This window comes from Flavobacterium sp. ACAM 123, from assembly GCF_000264055.1.
Taxonomy (GTDB): Bacteria; Bacteroidota; Bacteroidia; order Flavobacteriales; family Flavobacteriaceae; genus Flavobacterium.
The window spans coordinates 15659-31173 of sequence record NZ_AJXL01000014.1 but is presented as its reverse complement, the minus strand read 5'-3'; the positions used below and the strand labels follow the sequence as shown (position 1 = coordinate 31173).

14 protein-coding genes are annotated in these 15515 nt (G+C 34.3%); 7 read left to right on the top strand and 7 right to left on the bottom strand.

What is annotated here, in order from left to right; all coding sequences use genetic code 11:
- The first annotated feature begins 71 nt into the window (after positions 1-71).
- Genes A3SG_RS20695 through A3SG_RS20685 form a run of 3 tightly spaced genes read left to right on the top strand, consistent with a single transcriptional unit; the run spans position 72 to position 7252 of the window.
- Positions 72-707, top strand: coding sequence for a hypothetical protein (locus A3SG_RS20695; RefSeq protein ID WP_016988728.1), 636 nt, complete (start codon positions 72-74; stop codon positions 705-707).
- Positions 708-751: 44 nt separating this feature from the next.
- Positions 752-3148, top strand: coding sequence for a T9SS type B sorting domain-containing protein (locus A3SG_RS20690; RefSeq protein ID WP_016988727.1), 2397 nt, complete (start codon positions 752-754; stop codon positions 3146-3148).
- Positions 3149-3190: 42 nt separating this feature from the next.
- A complete protein-coding gene (locus A3SG_RS20685) occupies positions 3191-7252 on the top strand; it encodes a T9SS type B sorting domain-containing protein (protein ID WP_016988726.1) in 4062 nt (1353 codons plus the stop codon).
- Positions 7253-7303: 51 nt separating this feature from the next.
- Here the strand turns inward: A3SG_RS20685 and A3SG_RS0104005 are convergent, their stop codons facing one another.
- Positions 7304-7960 (bottom strand): SdpI family protein, encoded by a 657-nt coding sequence (locus A3SG_RS0104005; RefSeq protein ID WP_016988725.1) that lies wholly within the window; start codon positions 7958-7960, stop codon positions 7304-7306.
- Between the two features lie 4 nt (positions 7961-7964).
- Positions 7965-8219, bottom strand: coding sequence for an autorepressor SdpR family transcription factor (locus A3SG_RS0104000; protein ID WP_016988724.1), 255 nt, complete (start codon positions 8217-8219; stop codon positions 7965-7967).
- A gap of 97 nt (positions 8220-8316) precedes the next feature.
- Here A3SG_RS0104000 and bshC point away from each other — a divergent pair, with 97 nt between their 5' ends.
- The 3 genes from bshC (at position 8317) to A3SG_RS0103985 (ending at position 11768) form a co-directional block, all read left to right on the top strand.
- Entirely contained in the window at positions 8317-9909 is a 1593-nt protein-coding gene (gene bshC, locus A3SG_RS0103995) for a bacillithiol biosynthesis cysteine-adding enzyme BshC (protein ID WP_016988723.1), read from the top strand.
- A 58-nt stretch (positions 9910-9967) separates the two neighbouring features.
- Positions 9968-11239 (top strand): acyltransferase family protein, encoded by a 1272-nt coding sequence (locus tag A3SG_RS0103990; RefSeq protein ID WP_029596597.1) that lies wholly within the window; start codon positions 9968-9970, stop codon positions 11237-11239.
- A 109-nt stretch (positions 11240-11348) separates the two neighbouring features.
- Positions 11349-11768, top strand: coding sequence for a nucleoside-diphosphate kinase (locus A3SG_RS0103985; RefSeq protein ID WP_016988720.1), 420 nt, complete (start codon positions 11349-11351; stop codon positions 11766-11768).
- A gap of 243 nt (positions 11769-12011) precedes the next feature.
- Here the strand turns inward: A3SG_RS0103985 and A3SG_RS0103980 are convergent, their stop codons facing one another.
- Together A3SG_RS0103980 and A3SG_RS0103975 are read right to left on the bottom strand one after the other, a co-directional pair.
- The gene (locus A3SG_RS0103980; RefSeq protein WP_016988719.1) at positions 12012-12308 is read right to left on the bottom strand and encodes a DUF721 domain-containing protein; all 297 of its coding nucleotides are present in this window, start codon (positions 12306-12308) and stop codon (positions 12012-12014) included.
- On the bottom strand, positions 12289-12732 hold the full coding sequence (locus tag A3SG_RS0103975) for a hypothetical protein (RefSeq protein ID WP_016988718.1): 444 nt from the start codon (positions 12730-12732) through the stop codon (positions 12289-12291). The genes A3SG_RS0103980 and A3SG_RS0103975 overlap by 20 nt, the downstream gene beginning before the upstream one ends.
- A 477-nt stretch (positions 12733-13209) precedes the next feature.
- On the opposite strand from A3SG_RS0103975, the gene A3SG_RS0103965 reads away from it, so the two are divergent.
- Positions 13210-13581 (top strand): hypothetical protein, encoded by a 372-nt coding sequence (locus tag A3SG_RS0103965; protein WP_016988716.1) that lies wholly within the window; start codon positions 13210-13212, stop codon positions 13579-13581.
- Between the two features lie 415 nt (positions 13582-13996).
- Here the strand turns inward: A3SG_RS0103965 and ftsY are convergent, their stop codons facing one another.
- The 3 genes from ftsY to rpmG form a co-directional block, all read right to left on the bottom strand.
- A complete protein-coding gene (gene ftsY / locus A3SG_RS0103960; protein ID WP_016988715.1) occupies positions 13997-14956 on the bottom strand; it encodes a signal recognition particle-docking protein FtsY in 960 nt (319 codons plus the stop codon).
- Between the two features lie 128 nt (positions 14957-15084).
- Positions 15085-15237 (bottom strand): DUF4295 domain-containing protein, encoded by a 153-nt coding sequence (locus A3SG_RS21080; RefSeq protein ID WP_016988714.1) that lies wholly within the window; start codon positions 15235-15237, stop codon positions 15085-15087.
- 75 nt (positions 15238-15312) lie between these two features.
- Positions 15313-15495 (bottom strand): 50S ribosomal protein L33, encoded by a 183-nt coding sequence (gene rpmG, locus A3SG_RS0103950; protein WP_016988713.1) that lies wholly within the window; start codon positions 15493-15495, stop codon positions 15313-15315.
- Between the last annotated feature and the right edge of the window lie 20 nt (positions 15496-15515).

Below are 15515 nucleotides of genomic sequence, written 5' to 3'. Positions count from 1 at the left end.
ACCATAATGCTTTTTTGCTGTTGTGTAATTTGTACAAAATGAATTACATTTACGATTGTTAATTGATTCGAATGAAATATAGATTTCTTTTTTTATTTTTTATAACTTCTATTGTGACGTACTCACAATATACTTTAATTCCAGATCCAGTTTTTGAATCGTTTTTAATTAGAAATGGTTATGATAGTGGTAATATGGATGGAAAAGTGTTAACTGCTAATATAAATACAATTACCAAACTAGATTTTTATGATGGTACTCAAAATCTCATTGCAAGCTTAAAGGGAATTGAAGATTTCGTTGCCTTATCTGAGCTTAATTTTAATAATGGCAGTTTACTATCTAGTTTAGATATTTCAAAAAATCTAGCTTTAACTAAATTAATTTGTACATCTAATAATTTAACAACTTTAGATGTTTCTAAAAATATAAATTTAAGAGAATTACAATGCCATAGTAATTCTATATCAGAACTGGACGTTTCTAAAAATATTAACTTAACTCTACTAAATTGCTCTAGTAATAAACTACTATCCTTAAATATTTCAAAAAACATTGACCTTAATATTTTAAACTGCTCTGACAATAAATTAACTACCTTGGACACATCTAGCAATTTAGCCTTAACAGAAATAGGCTGCTCAATGAATCAATTAACAAACTTGGATGTTTACAAAAAACAGCAAACTAATATTTTTATTTTGTAACAACAATCAAATCTCTAACCTTGATCTAACAAAAAATATGGGTCTTGAGAATCTTTCATGTACTGGTAAATTTTTTAACAGAAATTGACTTCACATATAATACTGAACTAACAACGCTATACTGCAGTAATAACAAATTACAAACTCTTGATTTTTCAAATTGTTCTAAATTATATACTGTTGATTGTCATAATAATCAATTAGCAGATATAAATGTTTCTAAAAATCCAGTTTTAAATTTTCTAAGATGTGAATACAATCAATTAACCAATTTAGATGTTTTAAATAATTTAAAATTAAATTATTTAACTTGTCATTTTAATAAAATAACAAGTTTAGATGTTTCCCGAAATAATAACCTTGGCATGCTTAGATGCAACAACAACCAACTAACTTTGTTAGATCTCGGAAATTCAACTAGTTGGACTTGGTGGGATGATTATAATAGCTGGTTAAATAATCCAGATTTAAAGTGTATAAATGTTCCAAGGGCTTCATTTTTTAACATCTATTTTTCAAATAGAAAAGACGATACTGCCTTCTATTTTGATGGTACAGCCGCAAAATTTGAATCATCAATTCAAACCATTTGTTCTAAAGTAAATCCAACAATAATTGATATTGTTATAGATGGCTATAATATTAAATGGTTCGATGCTCAAATTAATGGAAACGAACTTCCTATTTCTACCCTTCTGGTCGAGGGCGCAACTTATTATGCAATGAATACCGCCGGTACCTGCGAAGGCCCAAGATCTTCCGTTAAAATAACTTTAAAAATTCTAGCCGCTCCTATTGCTGCAACTCCTCAAACCTTATGTAACATTCAAAATCCAACTTTAGACAACTTAAATGTTATAGGTGATAATATAAAATGGTATCAAAACATGAGTGATGTCAATTCTATTCCAAATACGACCCCAATGGTTAGTGAAACACCTTATTACGCTTCACAAACTAAAAATGGATGTGAAAGCTCTAAAACTCCAGTAGTAATTATTATTCGGAATTCTTCAAAACCTACAGCTACTTCCCCCCAAACCTTCTGCATACAACAAAACGCCACTATAAACGATATCCTCATCTCAGGCCAAAACATAATATGGTATGATGCTTTAACAAACGGGAATGTTTTACCAAATACAACAGCACTTCAAAACGGAACAACATATTACGCTTCGCAAACAATCAATGGATGCGAAAGCGAAAGGATTCCTGTTTTAATTAATATTGTAAACACCGCTGCACCAACAGGTAATAGTCCACAAACATTTTGCAGCAGCCAAAATCCAACTGTGGCCTCTATTATTGCTTCTGGAACAGCTATAAGATGGTATGACAACACCATAAATGGAAATCTTTTACCAAGTACAACTCCGCTTCAAAATGGAGTTACTTATTATGCATCACAAACAGAAAACAGTTGTGAAAGCCCCAATCGTTTAGCTCTAAAAATTGAACTGATAAATACTTTACCTTCGAGCAATTATGCAGTAATGCTATGTGATGAATTGAATGATGGCAAAGAAACCGTCGATTTAACGTCATATAATTCTAACTTAATTTCTAGTACCGCTGGTTATTCATTCGATTACTACAACTCACTATCAGGAGCGGAAAACGAATCGACTACAAATCAAATAACAAATGCTTCTAGCCTTAAAATAAATTCAGGAGTCAATATAATTTATGTTCGCATCAATTCAAATACGCCTTGTTATGCAATTGCAGTTTTAAAACTCTCTGTCGTAGCAAAACCAATTATTCCCATTGCAGATATTGTCCCTATTTGCGAAAACAACACCATTACAATAAGCGCAGGTGCAACCACAGATTCTTTTTCATGGTCAACAGGAGCAACGACACCTTCAATCACAATCACAAACCCTGGAGAATATGCCGTAACGGTGACCAAAAACTATAGTGCAATTTCTTGTTCCAGTTCTAAAAGTTTTACGGTAAAAAAATCCACTATTGCAACGATAACTTCGATTGAAACAATGGACTGGACAGATAAAAACAATATGATTTCTGTATATGTAAGCGGTGCTGGTGATTTTGAATATTCTATTGACGGAACGCGCTATCAAGACAGTAATGAATTTCAAAATCTAATCAGCGGCGCTTACACGGTGTATGTAAGAGACAAAAACGGCTGCGGAATCGTAACCGATAAAGTATATCTACTGATGTATCCTAAATTCTTTACACCAAACGGTGATGGATACAATGATACTTGGAGCATTCATTTTTCGGATACTGAAATTGGATTAACCGTTCAACTATTTGATCGTTATGGTAAATTAATTACCGTATTGAATCAAAATCAGACTTGGGATGGCACTTTTAACGGTCTTGAACTTCCATCAACAGATTATTGGTTTATCGTAACCAGAGCAGATGGAAAAGAATACAAAGGGCATTTTACGTTAAAGCGATAGCATAGAAAATTTAATTACATTTACGATTGTCAAATTAATCGAATGAAACATACATTACTCTTCCTTTTTTTATTAATTATTGCTCCTTCATTTGCGCAATACAAAAATAAATCAGTTGGTTTTACGGAAAACAAAGGGCAGATTATTGACCAAAAGGGAAAGGCAAACCCAGCAGTAAAGTTCTTGTTGAATTCGAATGGATTAAATGTACAATTAAGAAAAAATGGCTTCTCTTATGATATTTATGAAATAAAAAAAACGACTGCACTACCTTTACAAACATCAAAAAAAACAACAAATCAGAGTCCTCAAAAAGAAATAATAGAACCCGAATATAATTTTGAGTATGTATTTCATCGCGTTGACATCGATTTTTTGAATTCAAATTCAAATGTTGAATTCATTAAAGAACAAGAATCAAAAGATTTTGATAATTATTATAACATTCCAAACAAACCCGAAGGAGTCCTTGGAGTCCATAGTTTCAAACAAGTCACATACAAAAACATCTACCCGAATATTGACGTAGTTTTCACTATTCCAGCTGACGCTGCAAAAACTGTCGAATACAATTTTATAGTACATCCAAAAGGAAAAATATCGGACATCCAACTCCTATTTAATGGTGCCAAAACAGAATTAATTGATAATAAAATCCGAATGCATGTTCGTTTTGGCGAGATGGATGAAACCTTACCAGCGAGCTGGACAGAAGATAAAACTGGTAAAAAAGACATTGCCATTGGTTACAAAAAAATAAAAAACAATGTTTATGGTTTTGACGCAGATATACAGTTTTTAAATAAAACGTTGATTATTGATCCTATTCCAGTAAGGTTATGGGGGACATATTATGGCGGAAACAATGGAGATTACTCATTAGATTTATGCAATGACAGTAATAATAATGTTTATTTTTCTGGTTATACATCAAGTACTACAAACATTGCTACTACGGGTACTTTTCCAACTCCATATTACTATACAAATGGATATATTGCAAAGTTCGATTCGAATGGAGTTAGACTTTGGGGAATTTATTACTCCACAAAACCTTCCACTATCAAAGTAGACACTAACCAAAACGTGTACTTTACTGGAGCCGCATCTGGTGAAACTAATGTTTCAACTCCAGCATCTCATCAACCGTTGCGTAGTGGTTATTATGATAATGCCTATTTGGTAAAATTAAATTCCTCTGGAGTTCGAGAGTGGGGTACTTATTACGGAGGAACAAGGTCTGATCAAGGGAGAGACATTAGTTTTGACAATCTCAACAATATTTACTTAGTTGGCTCTGCACAAAGTTTAGAAAACATTGCAACCGCTACTGCATTTCAACCTACACATGGCCCAGGCTATCTTGATAATGACGGTTTTATCGCAAAATTTAATCCTCAAGGAACTAGAATTTGGGGGACTTATTATGGCGGATCAGAGGGAGATCAAATTACTTCTTCTAATATTTCAGAGGATGGTTTTTTATATATAACTGGAACTAGTAATAGTACTAATAACATTGCCACACCAAACTCTTATCAGCCCAGTTTAATAGGGTACGGGGCTGGATTAATTGCTAAATTTACGTTAGATGGAGAAAGAATTTGGGGTAGTTATTTTAATGGAGAAAGATTTGCATCCATTACCAAATCCGAATTAAAAAATAATTTTTTATACTTAATAGGCAAAACTGATTCTAAAAATAATTTGATCAGCTCTGGTACCTTTAACGAAACTTTTCAAAGTTCCTCTTTTTCTTTAGGAAATAACTTCAACAATTTTATAGTTAAATTTGATTTATACACTCAAAGTCAAATTTGGGGTACTTATTTTGGAGAAATCATACAAGATTTGGCCGTAAATTCTAAAAATAAAATTATCATTGAAGGTTGCACTGATTTTGATAGTGGAATTGCAACTGCCGGCGCCTACTCTACATTCCGTCAATATGGCGATGCCTATATGATCAAACTTGATGAAAATGGACAGCGAGAATGGGGGACTTATTACGGAGGAAACCTTAGTGAAGGTTATAATGGTGCCGCTGATGTTAACAATAAAATTTCAATCGATAAATTAGATAATATTTATTTGGTAGGAAATACAGAAAGTACCTCAGGTATTTCAACACCTGGTTCACATCAGGAGAACTATTCATTAAATTCGCTTGGCGGATTATACAACGTCTATCTGGCCAAGTTCCAAGATTGCCTTACCAATCCTATAGCATCTAGTAACTCACCAATCTGCATTGGCAACGAATTAAAATTAACTGCTTCCGGCGGAACAAATTATTTCTGGACTGGTCCAAACGGATTTACTTCTACCGAGCAAAACCCAATAATTCTAAATGCAGCTGCTTTAAATAGTGGTGAATACAGCTGCGCTATTACCGGAACTGGCGGCTGTGACGATACCAAAAAAATTGATGTGGTCATCGGAGATCTTGTCGCTCCAATTCCCAATCTAGCAAACTTACCTAATATTACAGGAGATTGTACAACTACAGTTAATACAATCCCAACAGCAACTGATGTCTGCGCAGGAGCAATTACAGCAACGACGACTAGTCCCCTTTCATATAACCTACCTGGAACGTATACTGTTGTTTGGAACTATAATGATGGAAACGGAAATACTACAACACAAAGTCAAACTGTTAAAATAAACACTCAGCCCTTACCTACTGCCGTTTCTACACAAATCTTCTGTATCCAACAAAATGCAACTTTATCCGCTGTTGTTATTTCTGGACAAAACATAAAATGGTATGATTCTCAAACAAACGGAACTCTTTTATTAAATACCACAATTCTACAAAACAGCACCACCTATTACGCTTCGCAAACTATAAACAGTTGTGAAAGCGAAAGGGTTCCTATTTTAATTAACATTGTCAATACCGCTGCACCAACTGGCGATAGTCCGCAAACATTTTGCAGCAGTCAAAACCCTAGCTTAGCTACTATTATCCTTACCGGAACAGCTATATGGTGGTACGATAACGCAACTAATGGATTACTTTTACCAACCACGACTCCGCTACAAAATGGAATTACTTATTATGCTTCCCAAACAGAAAATGGATGTGAAAGCACTACTCGCTTAGCCGTAAAAATAGAACTGATCAATACTCTACCTGCGAGCAATTATGAAGTAATGCTATGTGATGAATTGAATGATGGCAAAGAAACCGTCGATTTAACGGCATATAATTCCAACTTAATTTCCAATACCGCTGGTTATTCTTTCGATTACTACAATACACTATCAGGAGCGGAAAACGAATCGACTACAAATCAAATAACAAATGCTTCTAGCCTTAAAATAAATTCAGGAGTCAATATAATTTATGTTCGCATCAATTCAAATACGCCTTGTTATGCAATTGCAGTTTTAAAACTCTCTGTCGTAGCAAAACCAATTATTCCCATTGCAGATATTGTCCCTATTTGCGAAAACAACACCATTACAATAAGCGCAGGTGCAACCACAGATTCTTTTTCATGGTCAACAGGAGCAACGACACCTTCAATCACAATCGCAAATCCGGGAGAATACGCAGTAACGGTGACCAAAAACTACGGTGCAATTTCTTGTTCCAGTTCTAAAAGTTTTACGGTAAAAAAATCCACTATTGCAACGATAACTTCGATTGAAACAATGGACTGGACAGATAAAAACAATATGATTTCTGTATATGTAAGCGGTGCTGGTGATTTTGAATATTCTATTGACGGAACGCGCTATCAAGACAGCAATGAATTTAAAAATCTAATCAGCGGTTCTTATACGGTATATGTCAGAGATAAAAACGGCTGCGGAATCGTAACCGATATAGTATATCTACTGATGTATCCTAAATTCTTTACTCCAAACGGTGATGGATACAATGATACTTGGAGCATTCATTTCTCAGATACTGAAATTGGATTAACCGTACAACTATTTGATCGTTATGGTAAATTAATTACTGTATTAAATCAAAATCAGACTTGGGACGGCACTTTAAACGGACATGAACTTCCCTCAACCGATTATTGGTTTATTGTAACTAGAGCCGATAGAAAAGAATACAAAGGACATTTTAGTTTGAAAAGATAAAGCAATATCATGGGGCAAAGCAAAATGAACCTGTTTTATGCACCAGAGTATTTAATTACTATTAATTTTCAATTCCTTAAATTTCAGATACGAATAAACCACCGGCACTATCGCAATGACTGCAATAGTGGAGAGAAGAATGTAAATAAAAACACTTTTAGCTACAGTCAAACTTCCCACTACAATTAACAGCCCACCAATAATCCAAAGTTTACCAGCCAGTATATGCGTTAATTTCCAAACTTCTTTATTCTCTAAAGTCCACGGTGTTTTAATTCCAATAAAATAATTGGGTTGGATTACTTTAAAATAATTCCCTAATGCAATAAACAGAACTCCAAGTGGAATGGCAATCAAATTCGGACTTGAAACAGATGGATTTTCGGTTAAATGCAAAATAATAAAAGCGAACATGTACATAAATAAAAGCATTATAAATTTCAATTGATAGTACTTCCCTCCCATCTGTTCGATTTTCTTTTTCGGATCAATTTTAGGAACCACTAGCATTAATACATAAGTCAAAACAGGCAATAAAAACAATAGGGCTATCAAGGAGTATTTATCTCCCCATTTATCAACTTCTCCTTTATAATTCCAATGTGTCGGTACTTTCTCGGGTAACGTATTCCAAATAATAGCCAAATAGACGAAAGGAGCCAGTACAATTCCAATTAAAGGAAGTTCTTTTTTCAAAGTTAATTTCATGATTTTATTTTTTAAAAGTTAATATCCATTGCAATACATCCTCCATTACTGTTGTGTTAATGGAATAAATCATGAATTGACCGTTTTTTTCGAAAGTGATCAAATCCGCACGCTTCAGAATATCTAAATGATGTGAAATACTCGGTTTTGAAATATTAAAATGGTTTGCAATTTCACCTGCCGATAAATCTTTATCTTTCAAAAGCTCTAGTATCTCCCTCCTTGTCATATCATTTAATGCCTTAAAAATAGCATTCATTTTTTCTTGTATTTATATATTTAGACAAATATCTAAATATTATTTCAAATGGCAAAATTAAATTTGAATTTAGTACATTTACATAAAATAGTACATTATGCCTACCGACTGTATCAGCTATCAAAATTCAGGGTATTTCACCTTATTGATGAATGATTATTTAGATCAAAAAAACGATTTACACTCCTTATATAACAACTTCCCCACAATTGAAAATTTTGAAGGACAAATCCTTGAAAAACAAGCCAATTATGATGACTCAAACAGAGTCGCATTAGTTTCTGTACTGCAAAAGCAATATGCTGCTATTGAAACTTCTCATTTGACACAACAAAATATTGAAGCGCTAAAAGTGACTAATACATTTACTGTGACTACGGGACATCAACTTAATTTATTTACAGGCCCATTATATTTTTTATATAAAATCATCTCCACTATTAATCTTACCAAGGAGTTAAAAGCAAAATATCCTGCCTACAACTTTGTCCCTATTTACTGGATGGCGACAGAAGATCATGATTTTGAAGAAATTAATTATTTCAATTTCAAGGGGAGAAAATTCAGATGGAACAAAGAAAGTACCGGTCCTGTCGGGAGATTGTCTACCGAAGGATTGTCTGATGTTTTTGAATTGTATGCCCAAGAACTGGGTTCAAGTACCAATGCCGAAATCTTGAAAAATTTATTTAAGGATGCCTACCTCAATCACGACAATCTTGCCGATGCCACGCGTCATTTAGCGAATTCTCTTTTTGGAACATACGGTCTGGTAATTCTTGATGCTGATAATGTCGATCTAAAACGCCCTTTTATTCCTTTTGCGAAAGAAGAACTACTAAAGCAAACTTCCCACAAAGCAGTACTTGAAACAACCGAAAAATTAAAAAAGTACAACATACAGGTAAATCCGCGCGAAATTAATTTGTTTTATATCGAAGATAAAATGCGAGAACGCATCATTCTGGAAGAAGGGAAATACAAAATAAACAATACTAAAATTGAATTTTCCGAGGAGGAAATCTTGGCATTATTGGAGAGTAATCCCGAAATGTTCAGTCCTAATGTGATTATGCGTCCATTATATCAGGAAGTGATTTTACCTAATCTCTCTTACATCGGTGGAGGCGGGGAAATCGCCTATTGGTTGGAATTAAAATCTTTCTTTGCTGCAGTAAATATTACTTTTCCAATACTTTTAGTTCGAAACTCCGTGCTATTGGCAACTGAAAAGCAGGGTAAAAAAGCAGACAAGTTAGAGTTAAACTGGAACGATTTGTTTTCAAAACAAGCTGATTTAGTGAATACTAAAACAATACAATTATCGGAATTCCCACTCGATATGTCCACTTTAAAAAATCAATTGCAAGAACAATTCAAAACATTATACGAAATTACCAAGCAAACTGACAAGTCATTCGTTGGCGCAGTAAAAGCGCAGGAAGTAAAACAGACTAAAGGACTGGACTATCTGGAAAAACGTTTGTTAAAAGCTCAAAAAAGAAAGTTGAGTACCATTCTACAACGCATCACCGATTTACAAAACGAATTGTTTCCTAATAAAAGCCTGCAAGAACGTCAAGCTAATTTTTCCGAGTTTTATTTAGAAAATGGAAGCAATTTGATTCCTACGATAATCGATACTTTACAACCTTTAGAACAAGATTTTAATATAATTACACTTTCATAAAAGAATAAAAGCATTAAAAAAATAGTACGTACTTTTAATTATAATCAAACGAAAAGCAATGGTAAAAGAATGCTTTATTTCATTGGATATATTTAGAGGGCTTACTGTTTTAATGATGACCATAGTCAATAATCCAGGCAACTGGTCCGGCATATATCCACCGTTAGAACATGCGGAGTGGAATGGTTGTACGCCAACTGATCTCGTTTTTCCTTTTTTTATATTCATCATGGGAGTAGCAATCCCATTTGCACTGCATTCCAATACTTTTGACGACAGCACCTTAACTAAAATACTGGCACGCGCGCTTCGGATCATTTGTTTGGGTATCTTTTTCAATTACTTTGGTAAAATCAAACTATTTGGTCTAGAGGGCATCTCTTTATTAATGGGAAGACTGATCATAACCTTTGGCGTAGGTTACGCCCTTTTGGGTAATTTCACTTCGAAAATCAAATTATCCCTCGCCCTTACCATTCTGGCATTGTATCTCTTTTTAGCTTTCGGTGGTATGGAGGCCTATAAGGAAGTACGACTTCCGGGTGTATTGCAACGTATTGGGATTGTCTATTTTTTCATATCATTACTGTATCTGAAAACAAATCAAAAAACACAAATCATTACAGCGATAGCTTTATTGTTAGGCTATTGGGCATTAATGACATTAGTACCCGTTCCGGGAATTGGCGGGGCAAACCTTGAAAAAGGAACTAATTTAGCTGCTTGGATCGATAATACCTTGCTAAAAGGCCATCTGTGGGTATATTCAAAAACGTGGGATCCTGAGGGAATTCTAAGCACCCTACCCGCAATCACCACTGGAATAATAGGACTACTGATTGGACAATTGCTAAACAGCGGTATTGGTAAACTTCGCATTATAAAAAAAATGATAATCGCAGGCAGCATACTGGTTATAATAGGATTAGTCTGGCATACCGTTTTCCCCATAAATAAATCGCTTTGGACAAGTTCGTATGTTTTATTCACGGCCGGTATAGGCATACTCATTTTTACAGCGCTTTATTATATCATTGACATTTTAGACATTCGAAAAGGATTTAAATTATTCTTAATTTGGGGTGTAAACCCTATGATCGTTTTTTCATTTTCCCAGATAATACCGCAGGGGTTAAGAATGATTGAATTTCAAAATCCAAATAGTACATCCGAACAAATTAACCTCCAACAATATTTCTACAGTTTTTGGATTCTTCCCTATTTCAACAACCCCATGTCAGCATCCTTAGCCGGAGCTATAGTTTACTCGTGTATATGGAGTTTCATTTTGTGTCTATTTTACAAAAATGGCTTGCTTTTTAAAGTGTAAGGTGAAAAAAATTATAATTAGCAAATAAAAAAACCAAAACTACTGATTTCCTAATTTCAATTCAAAAAAAAGTTTACTTTTGCACAAAATCTAAAAAACACAAAACAAAATGGCTACAAATAGAACATTTACAATGATTAAGCCTGATGCTGTTGCTAACGGACACATCGGAAACATACTTGCAATGATTACAAATGCAGGTTTCAAAATTGTTTCTTTGAAATTAACTCACCTAACTGTAGCAGATGCGCAAGCATTTTACTCCGTACACGCTGCAAGACCTTTCTACGGTGAATTAGTAGAATTTATGTCAAGAGGAGCTATTGTTGCTGCTATTTTAGAAAAAGATAACGCTGTTGAAGATTTTAGAACACTAATCGGTGCTACTAATCCAGCTGATGCTGCTGAAGGTACCATCCGTAAAGCATATGCTACTTCAATTGGAGAAAATGCAGTTCACGGTTCTGACAGTGATGAAAACGCAGCTATCGAAGGTTCTTTCCATTTTGCAGGAAGAGAGCAGTTTTAGTTTTCAGTTTTTTAGTATTCAGTTAAAATAACAGAACTTACAAAACTTACAACATATAAAAATCCCGTCCGCTGAAAGCGAGTACGGGATTTTTTTTTATACCAAAGAAACCTAAATCCATGACCTTCATCATAGAAAATACAGTTCATAATAAATCCCGTCCGCTGAAAGCGAGACGGGATTTATTTATATTAACATTTAAGTTCAGTCTCCACCTCCTCCGGAAGTACCTGTGGGAGGAACTTACCTCAACACTACATCTTTCACAACGTCACGACGCAATTCTTCATTTATCATAGTCACAATTTTAGTTTTCCCGTGACTTAACTCTTCACGCAATACAGAGGAACTTAACTCGACGTATAACGTGCTTCCTTTCAATACTACATTTTTAGTATAACTGTTTACCCCATTGCCCATCAAGCTGCTCCAGGCATCCTTAACATCTATCTGGTCCATCCCAGGCTGGAGTTTATTGACTTGGATAATTTGCTTTAAAACATCCCCTACTGTACTTTGATTATTTAGTCTTTTCGCCATCACCTGTTAAATTTATTGCTCCTGTTTTCTTATAATGATATTCGTTTTTCTCTTCATTTATCACCACCAACTCGGTATCTGAAAGAGCCAGTAGCTCTTCACTCCATTTTGCATAAGGAGTGGAGTAATCCAAGAATGCTTTATCATCTTTAAAGCGAACCGCTACATTCTCAAATGCATCATTCACTATAAAACTACCATCTAACTGTGGCATTACTTTCTTCCGAATCCCCTTATTATTCTTGGTAATCTCAAAATAATCATAACTTACATTAATGCTATAATCCTTGTCTTCGCCTTTATCAAACACTACTTTTTCTATTTCCCAATAGCCGTTTAATTTTGTAACATCAGCAGGTTCGATTTTTTGCTGACAGCCCACAAAAAATAAAGAAAGCAGTAATATTCTAAATGTATTTTTCATATAATTATTTGTTTATTTTTTTGGAGCATTACCCCGCCTTTCACTACAATCTTTTTGTTTTATTTCAAAAACAAAAAGGATTTCCATTGCAATCAGGGCTAGGAGTTTTGGATAAATAAGTTCATTCTTATTATACCACAAAGCTAACCTTATTAAACTCAAAGAAAACAAAAATAGCAAAACACATTCAACTATTTTATATGTATTTAGACAAAGTATCATTAAAAAATGCGAGATACTAAAAATGTATTACATGCCCTTTGCTGCTGTAAGTACACTTTCGGTATAGTACAGAAAAACAGAACTAAACCCTGCACTTCGCGAAAGCGATAACTTCTCTCATTCGACAGTACCTTTGTGATAAAGATCATCTCCCATCAGTTTAAATTAATAATAAAGTAAGGCTCTACTTCTTTTACATAACATAGAACTGAAACACTGCCAAACCTCGCTAACCTTATTAACAGGAAAGTTTAGATGGAGCAGTATAATAATGGACACTCAGTAACAACTAGTGGATATTGGTTTACTATGGGTAAAACAACTATGGCTACCATAAACGGAATTGGAGAACAAGAAGTGTTTTTGAACATCAATTCTAAAGTTTCAGCCTATATAGGTACAAGATGGACCAACCGACCTTTGAAAAAAGAAAACTTGATTACCAATAAACAATTGCTGACAATCACATCACACATCACCGATATGGTAAATGATAGTGCTATAACGCCATTAAGCAGCCGATATAAGGTAGATAATCGGAACTCTGGCATAGATCGACGAACAAGTAAAATTCGCTACTATTTACCGCAATCACAATTGCAATTTTCAGTACATGTCATTAAGTAAGCACATCATTACAAGGATAGGGACTTGGGGAAAAATGACCATAAAATTTATATTATTTCAAGTAATTCCGATGTAATCAAAACGCTTTGGCCTAAAACTTAAATTCGTTTGGTATAAAAATATGGTCGTGATAAGAATGGGTGATGTCGCTGATACGGTAAATCTTATACTATCCGATTTTGATAAAATGCTCTGGGTACTTATTGGTAACCTCTAGAAATAAGAGCTAATTATTTAGTTCTTCTTTTGCTGGTCAGCCCTAGTACAAATAAACCCAAACCCAACAACAATAACAGGTAATAGAACACAACGCTATCATCTCTAATAACATTCGCAACAACAAAGCAAATAACACTGACCACATACAAGGAGAGTGGACTTAAGTTCTTAATAGCAGAGAAATTCATAAAGCAATTTATTTAAAGAACGAATCCACAAATTCGTGTTTATTGAAGACTTGCAAGTCTTCGATTCCTTCGCCGACACCAATATATTTTACGGGAATTTTAAACTGATCTGATATTCCAATGACAACACCACCTTTTGCAGTACCGTCTAATTTAGTTACAGCAAGAGAAGTCACTTCCGTGGCAGCTGTAAACTGCTTGGCTTGCTCAAAAGCGTTTTGACCAGTTGAACCATCCAAAACTAATAAAACATCGTGAGGAGCGTCAGAAATAACTTTTTGCATTACCCGTTTTACTTTTGTCAACTCATTCATCAAATTGATCTTGTTGTGCAAACGTCCTGCGGTATCAATAATTACGATATCGGCATCTTGAGCAACGGCTGATTGTAAGGTATCAAATGCAACAGAAGCGGGATCAGATCCCATGTTTTGTCTAACGATAGGAACACCTACTCTATCAGCCCAAATTTGTAACTGATCTATTGCGGCGGCGCGAAAAGTATCTCCAGCACCTAAAACCACTTTATAACCCGCTTTTTTAAATTGGAATGCAAGCTTTCCGATGGTAGTTGTTTTACCAACACCATTTACACCCACCACCATGATAACATATGGTTTTTTATCTTTTGGAATTACAAATTCTGTCGCTTCACCTGCACCCGTATTGGTTTCAGACAGCAACGCTGAAATTTCTTCTTGAAGAATTTTATTGAGCTCTTCAATACCGAGATATTTGTCAGCAGCAACACGATTTTCAATGCGGGTAATAATTTTAAGAGTCGTATTAACCCCAACATCAGAAGCAACAAGAATTTCCTCTAAATTATCTAAAACGGCATCATCAACTTTAGACTTTCCTGCAACAGCCTTACCTAACTTAGAAAAGAAAGTTGTTTTTGATTTTTCAAGACCTTTATCTAGGGTCTCTTTTTTTTCCGATGAAAATATTTTTTTGAAAAAACTCATTGTAGTAGCAGTGTTAGGAATGAAGCATTAGACACAGTGAACTAATACCTTCTTCACAACGGTAAAGATATAAAATAAAAAAGCTACTTCCGAATGAAAGTAGCTTTTCTATATAATGCTTTTCTTAATTAGTTCTTTTTCAAGAACTCTTCAACTAACTCAGGTGCCATTATAGACTCTACGAATGTATAAGCCCCTGTTTTTGGAGATTTCACCATCTTGATGGCTTTTGATAATCTCTTAGAAGATGTTTGTAACGATGCTACTGTTTTCTTTGCCATGATTCAAATGTGTATTTAAATTTAAATGAAATCTCTAAACGCGAACATTTGAGATTTAATTAAAACCTGTAATTATTATTTAATTTCTTTGTGAACAGTTACACGTTTCAAGACTGGATTAAATTTCTTAATCTCTAATCTGTCTGGAGTATTTTTTTTGTTCTTCGTTGTGATGTATCTTGAAGTTCCTGCAACACCTGATGTTTTGTGTTCCGTACATTCTAAAATTACCTGGATTCTATTACCTTTCTTTGCCATCTTGCTATTTTTTTTTAGAA